The sequence below is a fragment of the Candidatus Vallotiella sp. (ex Adelges kitamiensis) genome (assembly GCF_020342435.1).
Classification (GTDB): Bacteria; Pseudomonadota; Gammaproteobacteria; order Burkholderiales; family Burkholderiaceae; genus Mycetohabitans.
In genome coordinates this window covers 191221-207534 of record NZ_CP080504.1, presented here as the reverse complement: position 1 = coordinate 207534, position 16314 = coordinate 191221, and the positions used below count along the sequence as shown (strand labels likewise).

The window sequence follows — 16314 nt, the reverse complement described above, 5'->3', positions numbered from 1 at the left end:
CAGTACTATTAACTTACTCACATAGCACCCGTAGAGTTGACGTTTTTCTGTTAGGAAAGCTCGATCTATAAAGATTGCTCTACATTTTCTGTTCGCATTCAAAACACACAATCTAATATAGTCCAAGACTAGAGTTCTAGATACTGTAAATATAACGAGCAGAGTAGGGAGTAGCGTTAGAACGGGTATGTCAGATAGATCCAGCAGTATGTCATCGGCTTTGTTATTCGGTATGGTTATTTCTGATGCACACAATCTAGTATATCGTCTTCCAACAAAGTTTGCCTCCTACGATAATATACCTATAGTAGTAGCACAAGCGCCTGGCGCGTATCTAGTAGGATTTGAGATCTTATTATAGGGCATCTATATACTAGTGAAGAAGACGCGCGGATTGTTTGATCGGATATGCACGCTGCTTATGAGCGCATCTGTACGCGTGACTTAAGAACGTGATTACTCAGTAGAGTATCGCGGTTTAACCTCTCCTTATCTCCGTAATATTGTAAACCAGTGTAGGCGATCTCGGTATAGTTCACGAGGAACATAAAATACTGAATGCATTGGGCTTTTACATTATTATCTGAAACTACTTAGGCTGTCTGGACTATATCAGTGCTAATTAAATGCCGACCTAGTTTCTCTAGCGTACGACTCTAATAGACCTATAATATGCAGGGGCATCTTAGATGCCAACCAAATATGAGAATAAGCTTCTCAATATATTAGCCTATCACTATGCGATGCCTGCTCATAAGCGCCTAAATATCAACTAAAAAATGCAATGCAGCCCAAATAGAAGATACCAAGCACGCCGAGCAGTACAACTATGATCGTCTAACGTGGTTTCGGCTTATGCTCAGCCAAGCTGAACAATTCTTCATGCTAAACCAATATCTACGCTATGTCGTCTACTCATATTATCGCATGCTTGCTCGGGCCAACAGCGTCTGGTAAGAGCGCCGCTGCGCTGGCATTAGCACGCCATGCACCGATCGAGATAATCAGTATCGATTCAGCACTCGTCTATAGACAAATGGATATCGGAACTGCTAAGCCTAATGCAGATGAGCTTAATATAGTGTCTCATCATCTGATTAATATCATTGACCCGCTTGATACTTATTCTTCCGCCCAATTCTGTATTGACGCACTGAACCTATGCTCACAAATTATTGCTCGCGGAAAACTACCATTACTCGTGGGTGGAACAATGTTGTACTACAAATCGCTAGTCGCAGGTTTGAACGAATTGCCTAGAGCTAACGCATCTGTCAGATCCGCACTTGACCAATATGCCGCATGTGAGGGCTGGCCTGCGCTGCATGCAAAATTGGCGAAGATTGATCCAGTATCGGCGACACGAATATCGCCTAACGATTCACAGCGGATTCAACGTGCTTTAGAAGTGTGGCAATTAACTGGTCAGCCCATGTCTACTTTACTTAGACGCCCTTCTCTCTCAGCCGTTGATCTGAGAGTAGGCGGGTGCCGGGCTATGGGAGCCGGCGCGGATATTTTTCCTCGTTTTTTTGCTGTTTCGCTGGAACCCTCAGACCGATCTGTACTGCATGCACGCATCGCACGTCGCTTCGACGCTATGCTAGATTCTGGATTAATCGATGAAGTGCAGCAATTACGCGCACGTAGCGACCTACACTCTAGATTGCCATCAATGCGCTGTGTTGGATACCGACAGGTATGGGCATACCTAGACGGTAAATATACCTATACAACGATGCGTGATAAGAGTGTATTTGCGACACAACAACTCTGCAAGCGGCAATTAACATGGTTGCGCGCAACGCCTGATCGGATAGTTATTGACTGTGTTAGAACCGACGCTGTGCCACAGGCCGTAGACACTGTATGCCGAATATGGGCACCTATACAATAGACTGTATGATTTATCTGAGAGAGCTTTTAAAGAAAAGGGCATCGAATGTACTCTTTCAATTTCTTTCTGAAAGAGCGTGTATGAGTAGTGCTACGTTCCTATATAAGTAGTGTCATACTATAATCACCTGTGTTTCCCCGGTGTTGCACTCACATACAGTACCGAGTGTCCATACTTGTTCACCATCTTCTAACAGCATAGAAGTTGCTGCTTTCGCGTGCTCGTTGGCGATAATGACCACCATCCCGATCCCGCAGTTAAATACGCGATACATCTCTGCATCAGCTATACCCCCAAGCTCCTGTAGCCAGGTGAATAGTCCTGGCAATGGCCATGCACAACGGTTTATTTTCGCGCACAGCTTCTGAGGTATCACACGAGGTATGTTTCCGACGAGCCCTCCACCTGTAATATGGGCAATACCCTTGACTGGGAGTTGCCTTATCAACTTGCGTATAGACTTTACATAGATGCGCGTAGGCGTCATTAGTACATCAGACAGCGACTGCCCCCCGAAATGAGTTTGCGGGTCCAGCTGAGCATGCTCGATAATTTTGCGAACTAGCGAATAACCATTTGAATGGATTCCGCTCGAGGCCAGACCTAGAATAATATCGCCAGCACGAATCGCTCTACCATCGATAATCTTTCTTTTTTCGACTACCCCGACTGCAAACCCAGCAAGGTCATATTCACCCTCTGGATACATCCCCGGCATTTCAGATGTTTCGCCACCGATCAGCGAGCAGCCTGCTAATTCGCATCCGACTGCAATACCCTTGAGTACGCTTGATGCTATCTCGACGTTAAGCGTACCGCAGGCAAAATAATCAAGGAAAAAAAGTGGTTCAGCCCCTTGAACGAGAATATCGTTAACACTCATCGCTACTAAATCCTGACCGACTGTATCATGCCGATTCAAATGAAATGCAAGCTTAAGTTTCGTACCTACCCCGTCAGCTCCAGAAACTAGCACTGGCTCATGATATTTATTTGGCACCTCGAAGAGCGCGCTGAATCCACCAATACCGGCTAGTACGCCATCGCGCATTGTTTTTTTTGCGAAGGGCTGAATACGCTTAATAAGCGCGTCCCCTGCGTCAATGTTGACGCCCGCGTCACGGTAAGATAGGTCTAGTAGCTGAATACTAGAAGCGGATTTCCGTTTATCCATAGAGAAAGTGCGAGAATATCGCATAAAGATCCGTAAAATCGGCATTTTACCTGATGTGGGCTTCCACCCGCATGAACTCTTAAACTGCATTCTAGGACCCTTGCTACCCTTGCCGACCTCGTTTGCTTCCCACCGTCAACTTATACTGGACCTAGGCGCACCGCCACAGAAGACGTTTGAGAATTTCTTCGCCGGAACTCATACCGAATTGGTCTCTCGTCTCATTAACCTAGATGCCGCCCTGTCGGCTACACCTAACACGGACTGTACGTTCTATGTATGGGGAGGCACGGGTAGCGGTCGCAGCCATCTGCTCCAAGCTCTAGTTTCTAGCACATCCAGGAATCGGGCACGCTTTATTGCGCCACCTAGCCCACTTTCTGTGTTCGGATACGATCCGCGTGTCGCAATTTATGCGGTCGATGATGTTGATCAACTTGCTGATGCGCAACAAATTGCGCTATTTAACCTGTTCAACGAAGTGCGCACTAGCTTGGGTAGTGGCCTGGTAGCTACCGGCAACGCTGCGCCGCTCCATCTAGCTGTACGCGAGGATGTTCGAACACGCCTTGGCTGGGGCTTGGTATTTCACCTTAGCGAGCTAGCAGATGAAAATAAGGCGATTGTACTTAAGCACGCGGCGCGTGAACGTGGCCTTATGTTCACCGATGATGTGCCAACATGGCTGCTTACACACTACCGGCGCGATATGCCTAGTTTGATGCTTGTTCTAGATAAGCTCGACCGCTTTGCTCTTGAGCACAAGCGCGCGATCACCCTGCCGCTCCTGCGCACGATGTTAACGGACGGCTTCAAGTAAAATACTTTATGAATAAAACTAAATGCAACCTTGCTTTATTTGATCTAGACCATACGCTGATCCCTATCGATAGCGACTACGAGTGGGGACGCTTTATGATTAGGCTTGGAATTGTAGATATCGATAGCTTTTCGCTTGAGAATGATCGCTTTCATTCCGATTATCAGGCGGGGACTCTAGATATCCATATGTACTTGCGTGCGATGCTTACTCCACTAGCCAAATACTCACGTCAGCAACTAGATAACTGGCACAATTTATTTATGAACGAGGTTATTAATCCACAGATACAGCCTGCTGCTCGCGCATTGGTGGACAAGCATCAGAAAGCAGATAATCTATGCTGCATTGTGACAGCGACTAACTCGTTTATCACCGCACCGATCGCAAAAGCATTCGGTATTAAGACATTGATAGCATGTGAGGCTGAGACAACGGACGGGCATCCTGATAGCCCATACACGGGTAATCCGATAGGTGTACCAAGCTACCGCGAGGGAAAGATCAAGCGAGTACAGGCATGGTTAGATTCTCTTGACTGCGACTGGACTTGTTTTGAACATACCTACTTCTATAGCGACTCACACAACGATATTCCATTACTTGAAAAGGTTACTGACCCAGTGGCGACTAATCCGGATAAAAAGCTGCGAGAGTATGCACTTGCCCGTGGTTGGAGTATCCTTAAACTCTTCCAAACAACGTGATTACGAAATTCATCCGAAAGTTATTTAGCTTTCGTAGAAATGATTCCACCTCTCCGACAGGCATATCGCGCATTGCAGATGTCTATTGGAAGAGTTCGAATATTAACCTACACATCTCTCTAGAAGACTGCTGGCGCAATACGGCACGAGGTGAGCAGTATGGCGCACCAGCTAAAGCATTATCAGTGCGAAAAACTAGGCTGCTGTCTCATAAGTCATCGTGTTGGATGTTATGCCAAGATACCTTAGCCGTCAGAAAATATACTGAAAGTTATACTACTGCTAGGGGCAAAACTAAAGTACCGGTGATTGTATCGGCTGATGTACATCACATCGATCTATCACTGATTTCGCGTAATGCGATCCATGTTACTAACACACTTCAGAAAGCTGGTTTTTACGCATTTATCGTTGGCGGTGCAGTGCGTGATCTACTTCTTAATATAGCACCGAAAGATTTTGATGTGGCCACGGATGCTACGCCTGACGAAGTTATTAAGCTATTCCGACGCGCTAGATTAATCGGCCGACGCTTTCAAATTGTCCATGTTCAGTTCGGACTAGAGATTATCGAAGTATCAACATTCCGCGCGCTGATGGATATAACTCCAGATAATACTGGGCAGACTATGGATAGCGACCTAGAAACGCTAGCACGCAAGCGCAGGTGCAGTAGATCGAACTGGAGAATGCATACGATAGACGCAAGTGGCCGTGTTTTGCGCGATAATGTCTGGGGTGAACAGCATGAAGATGCCATGCGCCGAGATTTCACTGTCAATTCAATGTATTACGATCCATCGATGCAAACCGTGCTTGACTACCATCACGGGATGGACGACATTCAAGCACGCATATTACGCATGATCGGAGAACCAGCTACCCGCTTTCGAGAGGATCCCATTAGGATGCTACGTGTTGTGCGTTTCGCAGCTAAACTTGATTTTATAATTGAATTATCGACTCAAGCTCCGCTTGCTGAACTAGCGGATCTAATCAATAATATACCAGCAGCTCGGCTGTTTGACGAGATGCTTAAACTGTTGTTATCCGGCCACGCAGTAGACTGCCTGCGGAAGTTGCGTGCGCTAGGTTTGCATCATAGAGTATTGCCATTTCTAGATATAGCACTTGCGCAGCCCATTAGGGAACGTTTTATTATGCTTGCATTAACTAATACAGACGAGCGTGTACGTGCAGGTAAACGGGTTTCCCCAGGGTTCTTATTTGCTTCGTTACTATGGCATGAAATACAACTGCGCTGGCAACAACATGAGGCCGGCGGCGAACATTCTATTCCGGCACTACATCGGGCTTTGGATGCAGTGCTCAATCAGCAAACTAAAAAACTTGCGATACAGAGGCGTTACACGGCTGACATGCGTGAAATCTTAGAGCTTCAGCCTCGGCTAGAGAAGCGCTCTGGCCGAAGTGCATTAAAAATTCTAGAACATAAACGGTTTAGAGCGGGTTACGATTTTCTCTTACTACGCTGCGCATCGGGCGAGTTAGATCCAACCATCGGTCGATGGTGGGAATATTTCATTACTAGCGATTCGAGCTTACGCGAAGTAATGCTAGCAAAAAAGAAAAAAATGCCTGCCGTTCCGATGTCGCGGAAGATTAGGTCATCGTAAAACCCTGTTTCACGTAGCAACGAAAGCGCTTAATAGGCTTACGCGAACGCCTGCTATCGAATAAAAGGAAGAATCGACGTCATGACTGTCGCTTATCTTGGCTTAGGTGCAAACCTTGGCAACGCGCAGAAAACGTTGAGGGATGCTGTGATTTGCCTTGAACAGCAAGTGCTTATTACTGTGCTTGTAAAATCAAGTCTGTACTGTACTGCTCCAGTTAATGCTAATGGTAACGATTTTTATAACTGTGTTGTGAAGATTGATACTATGCTTACCATACGGAAGCTACTCGCTTTGTGCCATAGCCTTGAAGATCACTTTGGCCGAGAACGCTTGTACCAAAACGCACCCCGGACATTAGATATCGATATTCTATTATACGGCACTATACATCTTAACAAGAACGATCTTAAGGTACCGCATCCGCGATTAATTGAGCGAGCGTTCGCTTTAGTGCCATTACTTGAAATAGAAGCAACGATTGAGATTCCTAATCTAGCCCGGGCTGATTATTACCTATCTAGAGTCACCTCACAGCGTATCGAAAAGATCGCCTCTTACTAATCTACGCTAATGTACACACGATCACAATCGCTAACTATCAGTTAGAGTAGGCTAGTCAAACTGTTTATCAGTTTACTATCACTGACGCCATTACTAACGATATATCTGCTTGTATAATTAATGCTAATAAGCACTATAATTATCTATATACTCAAGACTAATATAAAATTATTAAGCATAATACTTAACAAAGTATTTCTTGAGCGTTTTTTAAAGAGTATGTGCCTAACTTTTCCGGCATTGTTATACTCTATGCATACTCGACATGTTACTCGACTGAATTTTCCTGTATTAAAAGATAGACTGTTTACAATATTAAACTTTTTGATGATAAATCAATGCCGTATAGCCCGCTAGATGACCTAGCTTAGATAAGGATAGATCTTGTAAACTACTTACTAAGAGATTAATTCTACGTTGTTAGAAACAATTTTATAAAATTGCTCTAGGCGCTTCATTTCAATAAGAAAGCATATTATCAATACATACTCTTATATATTCTATATTAGACTTTCTTCTTTTTGATTAGAAGATCTATTAAAATTAGATCGATATTAGCCATAAAGCGATATAGGCATAGGGTTTTTTTATAAAACCCTCTGAAGTGATTTAATATAAGCTATCCGTTAAATTCTGCTAGTCGTCGCATTGTGTCCTATTTCTTCAGAAGATAGGTGATTCTAGCGAGTTAATCGCAATGCTGACGTGCTGCGACGCGAGCTTTGCATCATTACTTGAACGCGTGGGTGGTAGCTATGTTCCTCATCGGTGACTCGCTGGGCAATGCACTATAGGGCCATGCGTATTCAAGAGCAGTCAAGCTTATGCAAACGGGCCCGCAGATAGTTAAACTTGGGGGTGGTCTATGGGTTGCTGAGACAATTCGTTTCCTAGTTGAGCGGTCAGTGCCAGTCTATGCACATTTAGGACTCACACCATGTTAGCATATACATTTAGCGATTTTAAAGTCCGGAGCACCAAACAATCTAGCAGCAGAAAAATTAATAAAAGATGCTCAATTGATTGAATAAGCTAGCGCGCAAACGCTCGTGCTTGAAGCAATTCAATCTTCGCTAGGAGCTCAGGTCACTATATTAAGAAAAATTTTAACTACTAGTATCAGCGCCAAAGGGAACTGTTTAGGTCAAGTGTTATTATTATACGATATGCTAGGTCTAGTTTCAAGAAAACAGCCTCGGTTCATAAAAAACCTTATAGCTTCAATATTCTATTGAAGCAGCCGTCTATGCTTACGTACGCGCTGTCAAGGAACAGACTTCCTCTGCTGAGGAGCATACATTTTAAAAATCTGCACTTAATCCTAGGTTAGAGGAAATAATATTCGTACTTACTTGGTGCCGATTTTGGGCAGACCTTATATTACTATAATCTTCGCCTATCTCGCGTTCGTGGATCAACAAGCGAGATAGGCGAAGATGTCATGATGCCTGTGATATATACTCTATAGAGAGATACGCAGTGTCGCACAAAGAAGATCGCTTAGACACATAAGTTGTCTAAGCGACACACTTCAAATTATATTATTCGAAGAAACTTTTTACGCGATCGAACCAACTCTTACTCTGCGGGCTATGCCGCGCCCCCCCCTCGAATAGCGATTTTTCAAATTGACGTAGCAGATCGCGCTGCATCTCAGTTAGCTTTACTGGGGTTTCCACTTGTACGTGTACATACAAATCCCCGGGTAAGCTTGATCTCAAACCTTTAATACCTTTTCCCCGTAGACAGAATGTCTTGCTTGATTGCGTGCCTTCCGGTACGGTAAACGATGCTTTTCCAGCTAGCGTCGGCACTTCAATTTCACCGCCTAGAACCGCGGTGGTAAAGGCAATTGGCATCTGACAATGTAGGTCATTACCATCACGTTCGAAGACAGTATGTGGCTTAATATGAATTTCTACATAGAGATCACCATTTGGACCGCCATTAATACCCGGTTCACCATTACCAGAAGATCGAATCCGCATTCCATCATCAATTCCAGCAGGAATCTTCACCTCCAGTGTTTTCGTTTCTCTAACCTTACCAGCGCCGTGACAACAGGCACAAGGCTCTGGAATATATGTTCCATTTCCGTGACACTGTGAACATGTTTGCTGGATACTAAAGAAACCCTGAGACATCCGTACTTGGCCCTGCCCATGACAGGTTGGACACGTCGCAGGTTTAGTGCCTGGCTTGGCACCAGAACTATTACATATCTTGCAAGGTGTCCAGTTTGGTACGCGGATTTGCGTCGCATAGCCGTGCGCTGCTTGCTCCAGCGAGATCTCCATGCTGTATCGTAGGTCCGAACCATGATATGCCTGGGGACCTGTACGGCGACCGCTACCTCCAGCCTGCCCAAAAATATCGCCAAAAATATCGCCAAATGCGTCTGAAAAACCGCTAAATCCTTGTGCACTAGCGGCGCTCATATTCGGGTCAACGCCTGCGCGGCCATACTGATCGTATGCGGCGCGTTTCTGCGAGTCGGACAGGATTTCGTAGGCTTCTTTTACTTCTTTAAAACGCCCTTCTGAATCCTTATTGTTAGGATTTCGATCCGGGTGATACTTCATTGCTAGCTTTCGATACGCCTTCTTAATATCGTCATCGGACGCATTTTTAGCGACACTCAGCACGTCGTAGTAGTCCTGTTTGGCCATATCAAATCAATGTAAAAATGGGCTTGGAGAACGGCCAAGCTCGCCAAGCGCTTTATTTTTCTACCATGCGCGAAATACACGATGGCTGCAAAATAGCTAGATTAGGGCCGCCTGTGTGAGATGCATACGGCGGCCCCCGTTGTTTCGCTTAATCTTTCTTTACTTCTTTAAAGTCGGCGTCGACAACATCATTTGGAGCTGCGCTTGTCTGGCTCTGAATGTCAGCGTACATTTTCTCGCTAAGTTTCTGTGAAGCTTTAGAGAGTATTTGAACTTTTGTTTCGACCTGCTTTTTGTCTGACGTGTTCTTTAGCGCTTCTTCTAATTCCTTAAGTGCAACCTCAATTTCGGTCTTCTCACTTGCGTTAATTTTCTCACCATAATCAGATAGAGCTTTCTTTGTGCTATGTACTAGCGCATCACCTTGATTATGCACATCAGCTAGCTCGCGTAGGCGATGATCTTCTTCAGCGTTTGCTTCAGCATCTTTTACCATTTTCTCAATTTCAGCCTCGGATAAGCCTGAATTTGCTTTGATGGTGATCTTGTTCTCTTTTCCAGTACCCTTATCACGCGCATGTACATGCAAGATACCATTTGCATCAATATCAAACGTTACCTCAATCTGAGGAATGCCCCGAGGAGCGGGCGGGATACCCTCTAGATTAAATTCGCCTAATAACTTATTACCAGCCGCCATCTCACGCTCACCCTGGAAAACTTTGATCGTTACCGCAGATTGATTGTCATCGGCTGTTGAGTATACTTGTGTATGTTTGGTTGGAATTGTGGTGTTTTTGTTGATCATCTTTGTCATTACACCACCCAGAGTCTCGATGCCTAGCGATAGAGGCGTCACATCGAGTAGCAGAACATCAGTTCGATCACCAGAAAGAACCTGACCCTGAATCGCGGCACCTACTGCAACTGCTTCGTCTGGATTAACATCGCGACGCGGTTCTTTTCCAAAGAACTCTTTAACTTTGTCCTGTACTTTTGGCATCCGAGTCATGCCACCCACTAAAATTACGTCATCAATGTCAGAAACTTTTACGCCTGCATCTTTGATTGCAGTACGACATGGTTCAATCGTACGCTCGATTAACTCCTCAACTAACGCCTCTAATTTTGCGCGAGTAATCTTTATATTTAAGTGCTTTGGGCCAGACGCATCGGCTGTAATGTATGGCAGATTGATTTCAGTTTGTGCTGAACTTGATAGCTCGATCTTAGCTTTTTCAGATGCCTCTTTTAACCGTTGCAGCGCAAGTATGTCCTTAGAAAGATCAACACCTTGCTCCTTCTTAAATTCATTGATGATGTAATCGATGACCCTCTGATCAAAATCTTCGCCTCCCAAGAAGGTATCGCCGTTAGTTGATAGCACCTCAAATTGCATCTCCCCATCCACATCCGCGATCTCGATAATAGAGACATCAAACGTGCCACCGCCTAAATCATAGACCGCAATCTTTCGGTCTCCTTTCGCAGTTTTATCTAGTCCAAACGCAAGCGCCGCAGCAGTTGGCTCATTGATGATTCGCTTTACTTCTAGCCCGGCAATACGACCTGCATCTTTTGTAGCTTGCCGCTGGCTATCATTGAAGTATGCCGGTACGGTAATTACCGCTTCGGTTACTGGTTCGCCGAGATAATCTTCAGCTGTTTTCTTCATCTTACGCAAGACTTCGGCAGAAATCTGCGGCGGTGCAAGCTTTTTATTATGCACTTGTACCCAGGCGTCGCCATTATTTGCCTTAATAATTGGATAAGGCATTAGTCCAACATCTTTTTGAACTTCTTTCTCCTGAAAACGACGGCCAATCAGTCTCTTAACGGCGAACAGCGTATTTTTAGGATTAGTTACAGATTGGCGCTTAGCTGGAGCACCAACTAGAATTTCGCCATCATTCATATATGCGATAATCGAAGGTGTTGTGCGGGTGCCCTCCGAGTTCTCGATCACTCGTACTTGGTTGCCTTCCATGAGCGCTACGCATGAATTTGTGGTACCAAGGTCGATTCCAATAATCTTACCCATTTTACTAATCTCCTGGCTTTGATCTAGCGGACTAGCGTATCACGCTAGTCATTCATTCACATCTGCTCACAACATAGGTACAACAGCGCCGATTTCAATACCTTGACGTAGCCTCGGGCGCGGCTACAGTAACTAGGGCGGGGCGGAGCACACGATCGGCAATTACATAGCCTTTTTGTAATACGCTAACGATTGTGTTAGGTGCCTGCTCGGTCGGTATTAGCGAGATCGCCTGATGCTGGTGTGGATCGAATGTTTCGCCGATAGGATTAATCTGGACAACACGGCCCTTCTCTAAAGCGCTAGACAATTGCCGTAATGTTAATTCGACGCCTTCACGTACTTTTTCAAAGTCACCCGTAATATCCGCTAGTGCGGCCTCGAGACTGTCAACAACTGGCAAAAGATGTTTAGCGAAACTCTCGATAGCAAACTTATGTGCTTTAGCAACGTCGTCTTGGGTGCGCCGTCTTACGTTTTCTGTCTCCGCTTGAGCACGCATAAAACTCTCATGCAATTCAGAAATTTTAGCATGGGCTTGCTCGAGTGCTTTAGTGTCAGGGATGCCCGGCTGTTCTATTACATCCCCTTCGTGAGGACTCTCATTTGGACATATATGCGATGCTCCCGACGATTGTGAATCGTTACCGGTAGGTTCTGTGTCTGATGTAGGAAAATTCTGGCCGACTTGCTTTTCTTCCATAATAGCTGTGGTCAATAATAGTTTGATCCGACTGTTTCCGCGCCCAGCCGAACTGCAGGCATTAGGACGCAAGATACGTTTAGTTACTAATCGACTTTGGGGTCGACGCAAGACTTTTCAATAGCTTTCCCTAAAAAGTCATGTCTATACAGCGTAGTACGCAGACGAGCTGTTTATACGGCTACATATTGTATTTTCTATATGCGGTGGTTTCTATCGATTTATACGATATCTTCGATGAAGCTCATTAAGCTGGCTTCATAGAATATTAATATATATCCGACCTTTTCCAAATGCTTTGAGAATTAAAAATATTGAACTTTATACTGTCTATAGCATACGTTTCAGTTCATTAGAGGTCAATGGTTGATACTATCGTTATGCTCTAAAAATAATCGAGATCTTTAAATTCACATTGGGAAACTTATAGGAATTTCAGCGTTTTTTGATACTGATACAGACATAGCGATATAGTGCCGATGGTGCACTACATGTGGAATCGGTGCGGCGTAAAGTGCCAAGGTGAATTCTTAGCCAGGTATACGTGATATAGATTTCCTCTAGGCAGAATTCAAGTATCGAATACTTAGCTCATTGTTAAAAACAACCCGCTGATTTTCAGCAATACTCTTGGAATCTAAGCGGGATCTATATAAAGAATCTACATACAAAATATAATTTTGCTCTTAGAGAGATTTTTTATTTATCCGAAAGCATATAACACGTAAACTACGAAAGCATATAGTTTTTTAGATACCTGTGGTGTAATGCGGGCATGAAAATCGGCCCCTTCAAAACTATTGCGCTAGTTGGGCGCAATAACTCACCTAGCGCTGGCAAGCTGCTTGTCGCGCTTGCTGAGCACCTGACACAACGCGGGTTCCAAATTGTGTTCGAGGCTGAGACAGCGCGCGAAAACGGACTTCACTCCTATCCGGCGTTTACACCGGCCGAAATTGGCTCTCGCGCCGACGTTGCCGTTGTGCTCGGTGGCGACGGTACTATGCTGGGTATCGGCCGGCAACTCGCTCCATACCGTACCCCGCTAATCGGTGTTAACCACGGCCGGTTTGGCTTTATCACTGACATCGAAATCGCTGATATGAATCAATTGCCCCAAATGCTATTGGGCAGCTATGAACGCGAAGAGAGGTCATTAGTAGAAGCTAGAATCATGCGCAATGGCACCCAGATTTATCATGCACAGGCATTTAACGACGTAGTTGTAAACCGAAGCGGCTTCTCTGGAATGACGGAATTACGCGTGTCAGTTGACGATAACTTTATGTCGGACCAGCGATCAGACGGACTGATTGTAGCTACGCCAACCGGTTCAACTGCGTACGCACTTTCTTCTAACGGCCCGTTACTGCATCCGCAATTGCAAGGAATTGTGCTGGTGCCAATCGCGCCACACGCATTGTCAAATCGGCCGATTGTACTGCCTGACACGTGCCGGATCGCGATCCAGATTATTGGTGGCCGAGACGTCAATGTGAATTTTGATATGCAGTCATTCACTGCGTTACAACTTAAAGATACGATCGAGGTACAGCGTTCCAGGTACACAGTACCGTTCCTACATCCAATTGGATACAGTTATTATCGGACTTTGCGCAAGAAGCTACACTGGAATGAGCATTCGTCGCTAGGTGGGGAGAAGCCCGGCTAAAGCAGCGCCGTCGCCATACGCCGTTTAAATCATTAAAATCTAGTTAGTCAGATTTTCACGACGACTGCTTTCTTCGACTATGCTACGTCATTTATCAATCCGGAACTTTGTTATCGTCACCTCGCTCGACATTGAGTTCGGGCAAGGCTTTACTGTTTTTTCTGGTGAAACCGGTGCCGGAAAATCGATCCTAATCGACGCATTGGCGTTAGTGCTCGGCGCTCGATCCGACTCGGCAGTGGTGCGGACCGGGCAGGGTCGCGCGGACATCACCGCAAATCTTGACGTGCATGAAGGTGCTGTGCAGTGGCTTACAAAGCATGCGTTTTATGACGGCGGCGGGCATGTGATATTGCGCCGTGTAATTACTGCTAACGGTCGTTCACGTGCATTTATCAACGGTGCAGTGGCTACGCTTAGCGAATTACGAGATATCGGTGGAATGCTTGTGGATATTTATGGTCAGCATGCCCATCAGTTACTGATGCGTGGTGATGCACAACGCGAGCTATTCGATGCACATGCAGGTCTAAAATTTTTAGCTGAAGACGTCGCACGGGCATGGCGCAGTCTGCGCGACGCGGTAGCGGCTGCACAGACTGCAGAGGAGCGAAAGGGTGAGATGCAGCTTGAACGAGAACGACTGATGTGGCAATTTGCAGAGCTCGAGAAACTGGCGCCGCAACCCGGTGAATGGGATAAAATTAGCATCGAGCACGATCAACTAGCGCACGCAGCAAACTTGATTGATGGTGTGCAGTCGGCGCTAGGAATTTTATCCACGTCGGATAACGCTATAGTTATGCAACTAAGTGCAATCATCGCTCAACTGCGAAGCCTAGCTAAGATCGATAGTACACTCAATGACGCGTTATCTACTTTAGAGCCTGCTGAGATTCAATTACAGGAAGCAGCTTATTCGCTTACCCACTACGCACAGAGACTTGAGCTTGAACCAGCTCGATTCGCGCAAATTGAAACCCGGCTTGATGCGCTATATTCGACTGCGCGTAAATTCCGAATACAACCGGATGCACTACCAGATGAGTTGCTAGCTCGACGCACCCAGCTACAAACGCTAGATTTAGCGGCAGACATTGATGCGTTGCGCTCTGCGAGAGAGTGTGCGGAGCAAGCCTATACGCTTCTTGCGAAGCGACTATCTAAAGCTCGTATCAAGGCAGCGAAGAGACTAAGCGCCGCAGTAACCGGCTGGATGCAAGACTTATCAATGTCTGGTGGGCGGTTCGAGGTTACGTTGGAGTTATTGCCTGTAGGTGGCCAGCATGGGCTCGAGCAGGTAGAGTTCCGGGTAGCTAGCCATGCCGGAATGCGGTTGCAGCCAATAGAGAAAGTAGCTTCTGGCGGAGAATTAGCCCGCATTAGCCTTGCGCTGTCAGTAATTTTGAGCACTGCAAGCCTAACGCCAACACTGATTTTCGATGAAGTTGACAGTGGAATCAGCGGCGCGGTAGCGGAGGTCGTTGGACGCTTGTTAAGCCAGCTCGGCCAGATCCGGCAAGTATTGTGTGTAACTCATTTGCCGCAGGTCGCTTCCCGAGGTGAACACCACTTCAACGTAGCCAAGTTTGCAGACTCTCAAGATGAGGCGTGCATTAAAGTAACTGTACTAGATTATGCAATCCGCGTCGAGGAGATAGCTCGCATGCTTGGGGGTATCGAGATTACCGAGATCACGCGAAAGCACGCAAAAGAAATGCTAGCTGCTTGAAGCGCCTCTACTTACCTAAAATACGCATACTATATGCATATACTTCTCACACTTTCTTAACAGGCCTTTTTACTAAAATTGATCAAACTAGAGATGTATAGCGTTCTAATACATACTTCCACGTCTGCAAAAATGTTCCTCTGAATATACCGACGCAAGGATAAAAGTGAACCAAAATTACCCCTGTACGCAGCTGTATTTCCATATAGAAATACACTGTTTATGATAGAGATACACTCAGCCGTCGCAAGTCTTAAGCGACACCTAACTTATGAGAAAGACTTATTTCGAGATCAGAAACAGGGAGGGGTAATACCCCTCCCTGTTTTTCCCTCATCTTCGAAAATACAAGTATATCTATGCTAGATAATGTATTTTACTTACTTCTCTCGAAGCCCACTATCTATTTAGATCAGGTCGGGCCATTCTGAGCAATCGCTGCACGTTTAACATACATGCCATACAATATCTGCGACCGACCTTGTTTATAGCAAGGTCAATGAATTTACAACTTATCTAAATTTATTGTGGCAGAACTTTATCTGCACACATTTACCTAGCTAGCTAAATCGCACTTCATCACTATCATCACTGTTTGAAAAAATTAGAGACGGACTAACCTTAGTAAGCGCTGAGGACATCAGTCTCCAAAGACTGATGCAGTGCCGAATGTAAGTCTCATATGATTTTACCCACAT

The 16314-nt window shown here is 45.4% G+C and carries 12 protein-coding genes and 1 pseudogene; 9 read left to right on the top strand and 4 right to left on the bottom strand.

From position 1 onward, the window contains the following. Positions 1-208 precede the first annotated feature (208 nt). Together K0T93_RS00850 and miaA are read left to right on the top strand one after the other, a co-directional pair. Complete coding sequence (locus K0T93_RS00850; protein ID WP_225721529.1) at positions 209-361, top strand: hypothetical protein; 153 nt, start codon at positions 209-211, stop codon at positions 359-361. 543 nt (positions 362-904) lie between these two features. Then, complete coding sequence (miaA, locus tag K0T93_RS00845) at positions 905-1897, top strand: tRNA (adenosine(37)-N6)-dimethylallyltransferase MiaA (RefSeq protein ID WP_225721528.1); 993 nt, start codon at positions 905-907, stop codon at positions 1895-1897. A 112-nt stretch (positions 1898-2009) separates the two neighbouring features. Here miaA and purM read toward each other — a convergent pair whose 3' ends face one another. Further along, a complete protein-coding gene (purM, locus tag K0T93_RS00840; protein WP_225721527.1) occupies positions 2010-3071 on the bottom strand; it encodes a phosphoribosylformylglycinamidine cyclo-ligase in 1062 nt (353 codons plus the stop codon). Positions 3072-3180: 109 nt separating this feature from the next. Here purM and hda point away from each other — a divergent pair, with 109 nt between their 5' ends. The 5 genes and pseudogenes from hda to K0T93_RS04495 all read left to right on the top strand — a co-directional run bounded on the left by hda (position 3181) and on the right by K0T93_RS04495 (position 8034). Then, the gene (gene hda / locus K0T93_RS00835; RefSeq protein ID WP_225721526.1) at positions 3181-3891 is read left to right on the top strand and encodes a DnaA regulatory inactivator Hda; all 711 of its coding nucleotides are present in this window, start codon (positions 3181-3183) and stop codon (positions 3889-3891) included. Positions 3892-3899: 8 nt separating this feature from the next. Beyond that, the gene (locus K0T93_RS00830; protein ID WP_225721525.1) at positions 3900-4598 is read left to right on the top strand and encodes an HAD family hydrolase; all 699 of its coding nucleotides are present in this window, start codon (positions 3900-3902) and stop codon (positions 4596-4598) included. Further along, on the top strand, positions 4595-6235 hold the full coding sequence (gene pcnB / locus K0T93_RS00825; protein ID WP_225721524.1) for a polynucleotide adenylyltransferase PcnB: 1641 nt from the start codon (positions 4595-4597) through the stop codon (positions 6233-6235). Before K0T93_RS00830 ends, pcnB begins: the two co-directional genes overlap by 4 nt. An 81-nt stretch (positions 6236-6316) precedes the next feature. After that, positions 6317-6799, top strand: a complete 483-nt coding sequence (folK, locus tag K0T93_RS00820; RefSeq protein WP_225721523.1) for a 2-amino-4-hydroxy-6-hydroxymethyldihydropteridine diphosphokinase — start codon at positions 6317-6319, stop codon at positions 6797-6799. 824 nt (positions 6800-7623) lie between these two features. Next, positions 7624-8034: pseudogene (locus tag K0T93_RS04495) on the top strand (3-methyl-2-oxobutanoate hydroxymethyltransferase). A gap of 306 nt (positions 8035-8340) precedes the next feature. Here the strand turns inward: K0T93_RS04495 and dnaJ are convergent. From dnaJ to grpE, 3 genes are all read right to left on the bottom strand, one after another. Further along, positions 8341-9468: a molecular chaperone DnaJ gene (dnaJ, locus tag K0T93_RS00810; protein WP_225721522.1), complete on the bottom strand. Its 1128-nt coding sequence runs from the start codon at positions 9466-9468 to the stop codon at positions 8341-8343. 148 nt (positions 9469-9616) lie between these two features. Then, positions 9617-11518, bottom strand: a complete 1902-nt coding sequence (dnaK, locus tag K0T93_RS00805; protein WP_225721745.1) for a molecular chaperone DnaK — start codon at positions 11516-11518, stop codon at positions 9617-9619. An 85-nt stretch (positions 11519-11603) separates the two neighbouring features. Continuing rightward, positions 11604-12212, bottom strand: coding sequence for a nucleotide exchange factor GrpE (gene grpE / locus K0T93_RS00800; protein WP_225721744.1), 609 nt, complete (start codon positions 12210-12212; stop codon positions 11604-11606). A gap of 775 nt (positions 12213-12987) precedes the next feature. Here grpE and K0T93_RS00795 point away from each other — a divergent pair. Next, a complete protein-coding gene (locus tag K0T93_RS00795) occupies positions 12988-13884 on the top strand; it encodes an NAD kinase (protein WP_225721521.1) in 897 nt (298 codons plus the stop codon). A 79-nt stretch (positions 13885-13963) separates the two neighbouring features. After that, on the top strand, positions 13964-15616 hold the full coding sequence (gene recN / locus K0T93_RS00790) for a DNA repair protein RecN (protein ID WP_225721520.1): 1653 nt from the start codon (positions 13964-13966) through the stop codon (positions 15614-15616). Positions 15617-16314: the final 698 nt, after the last annotated feature.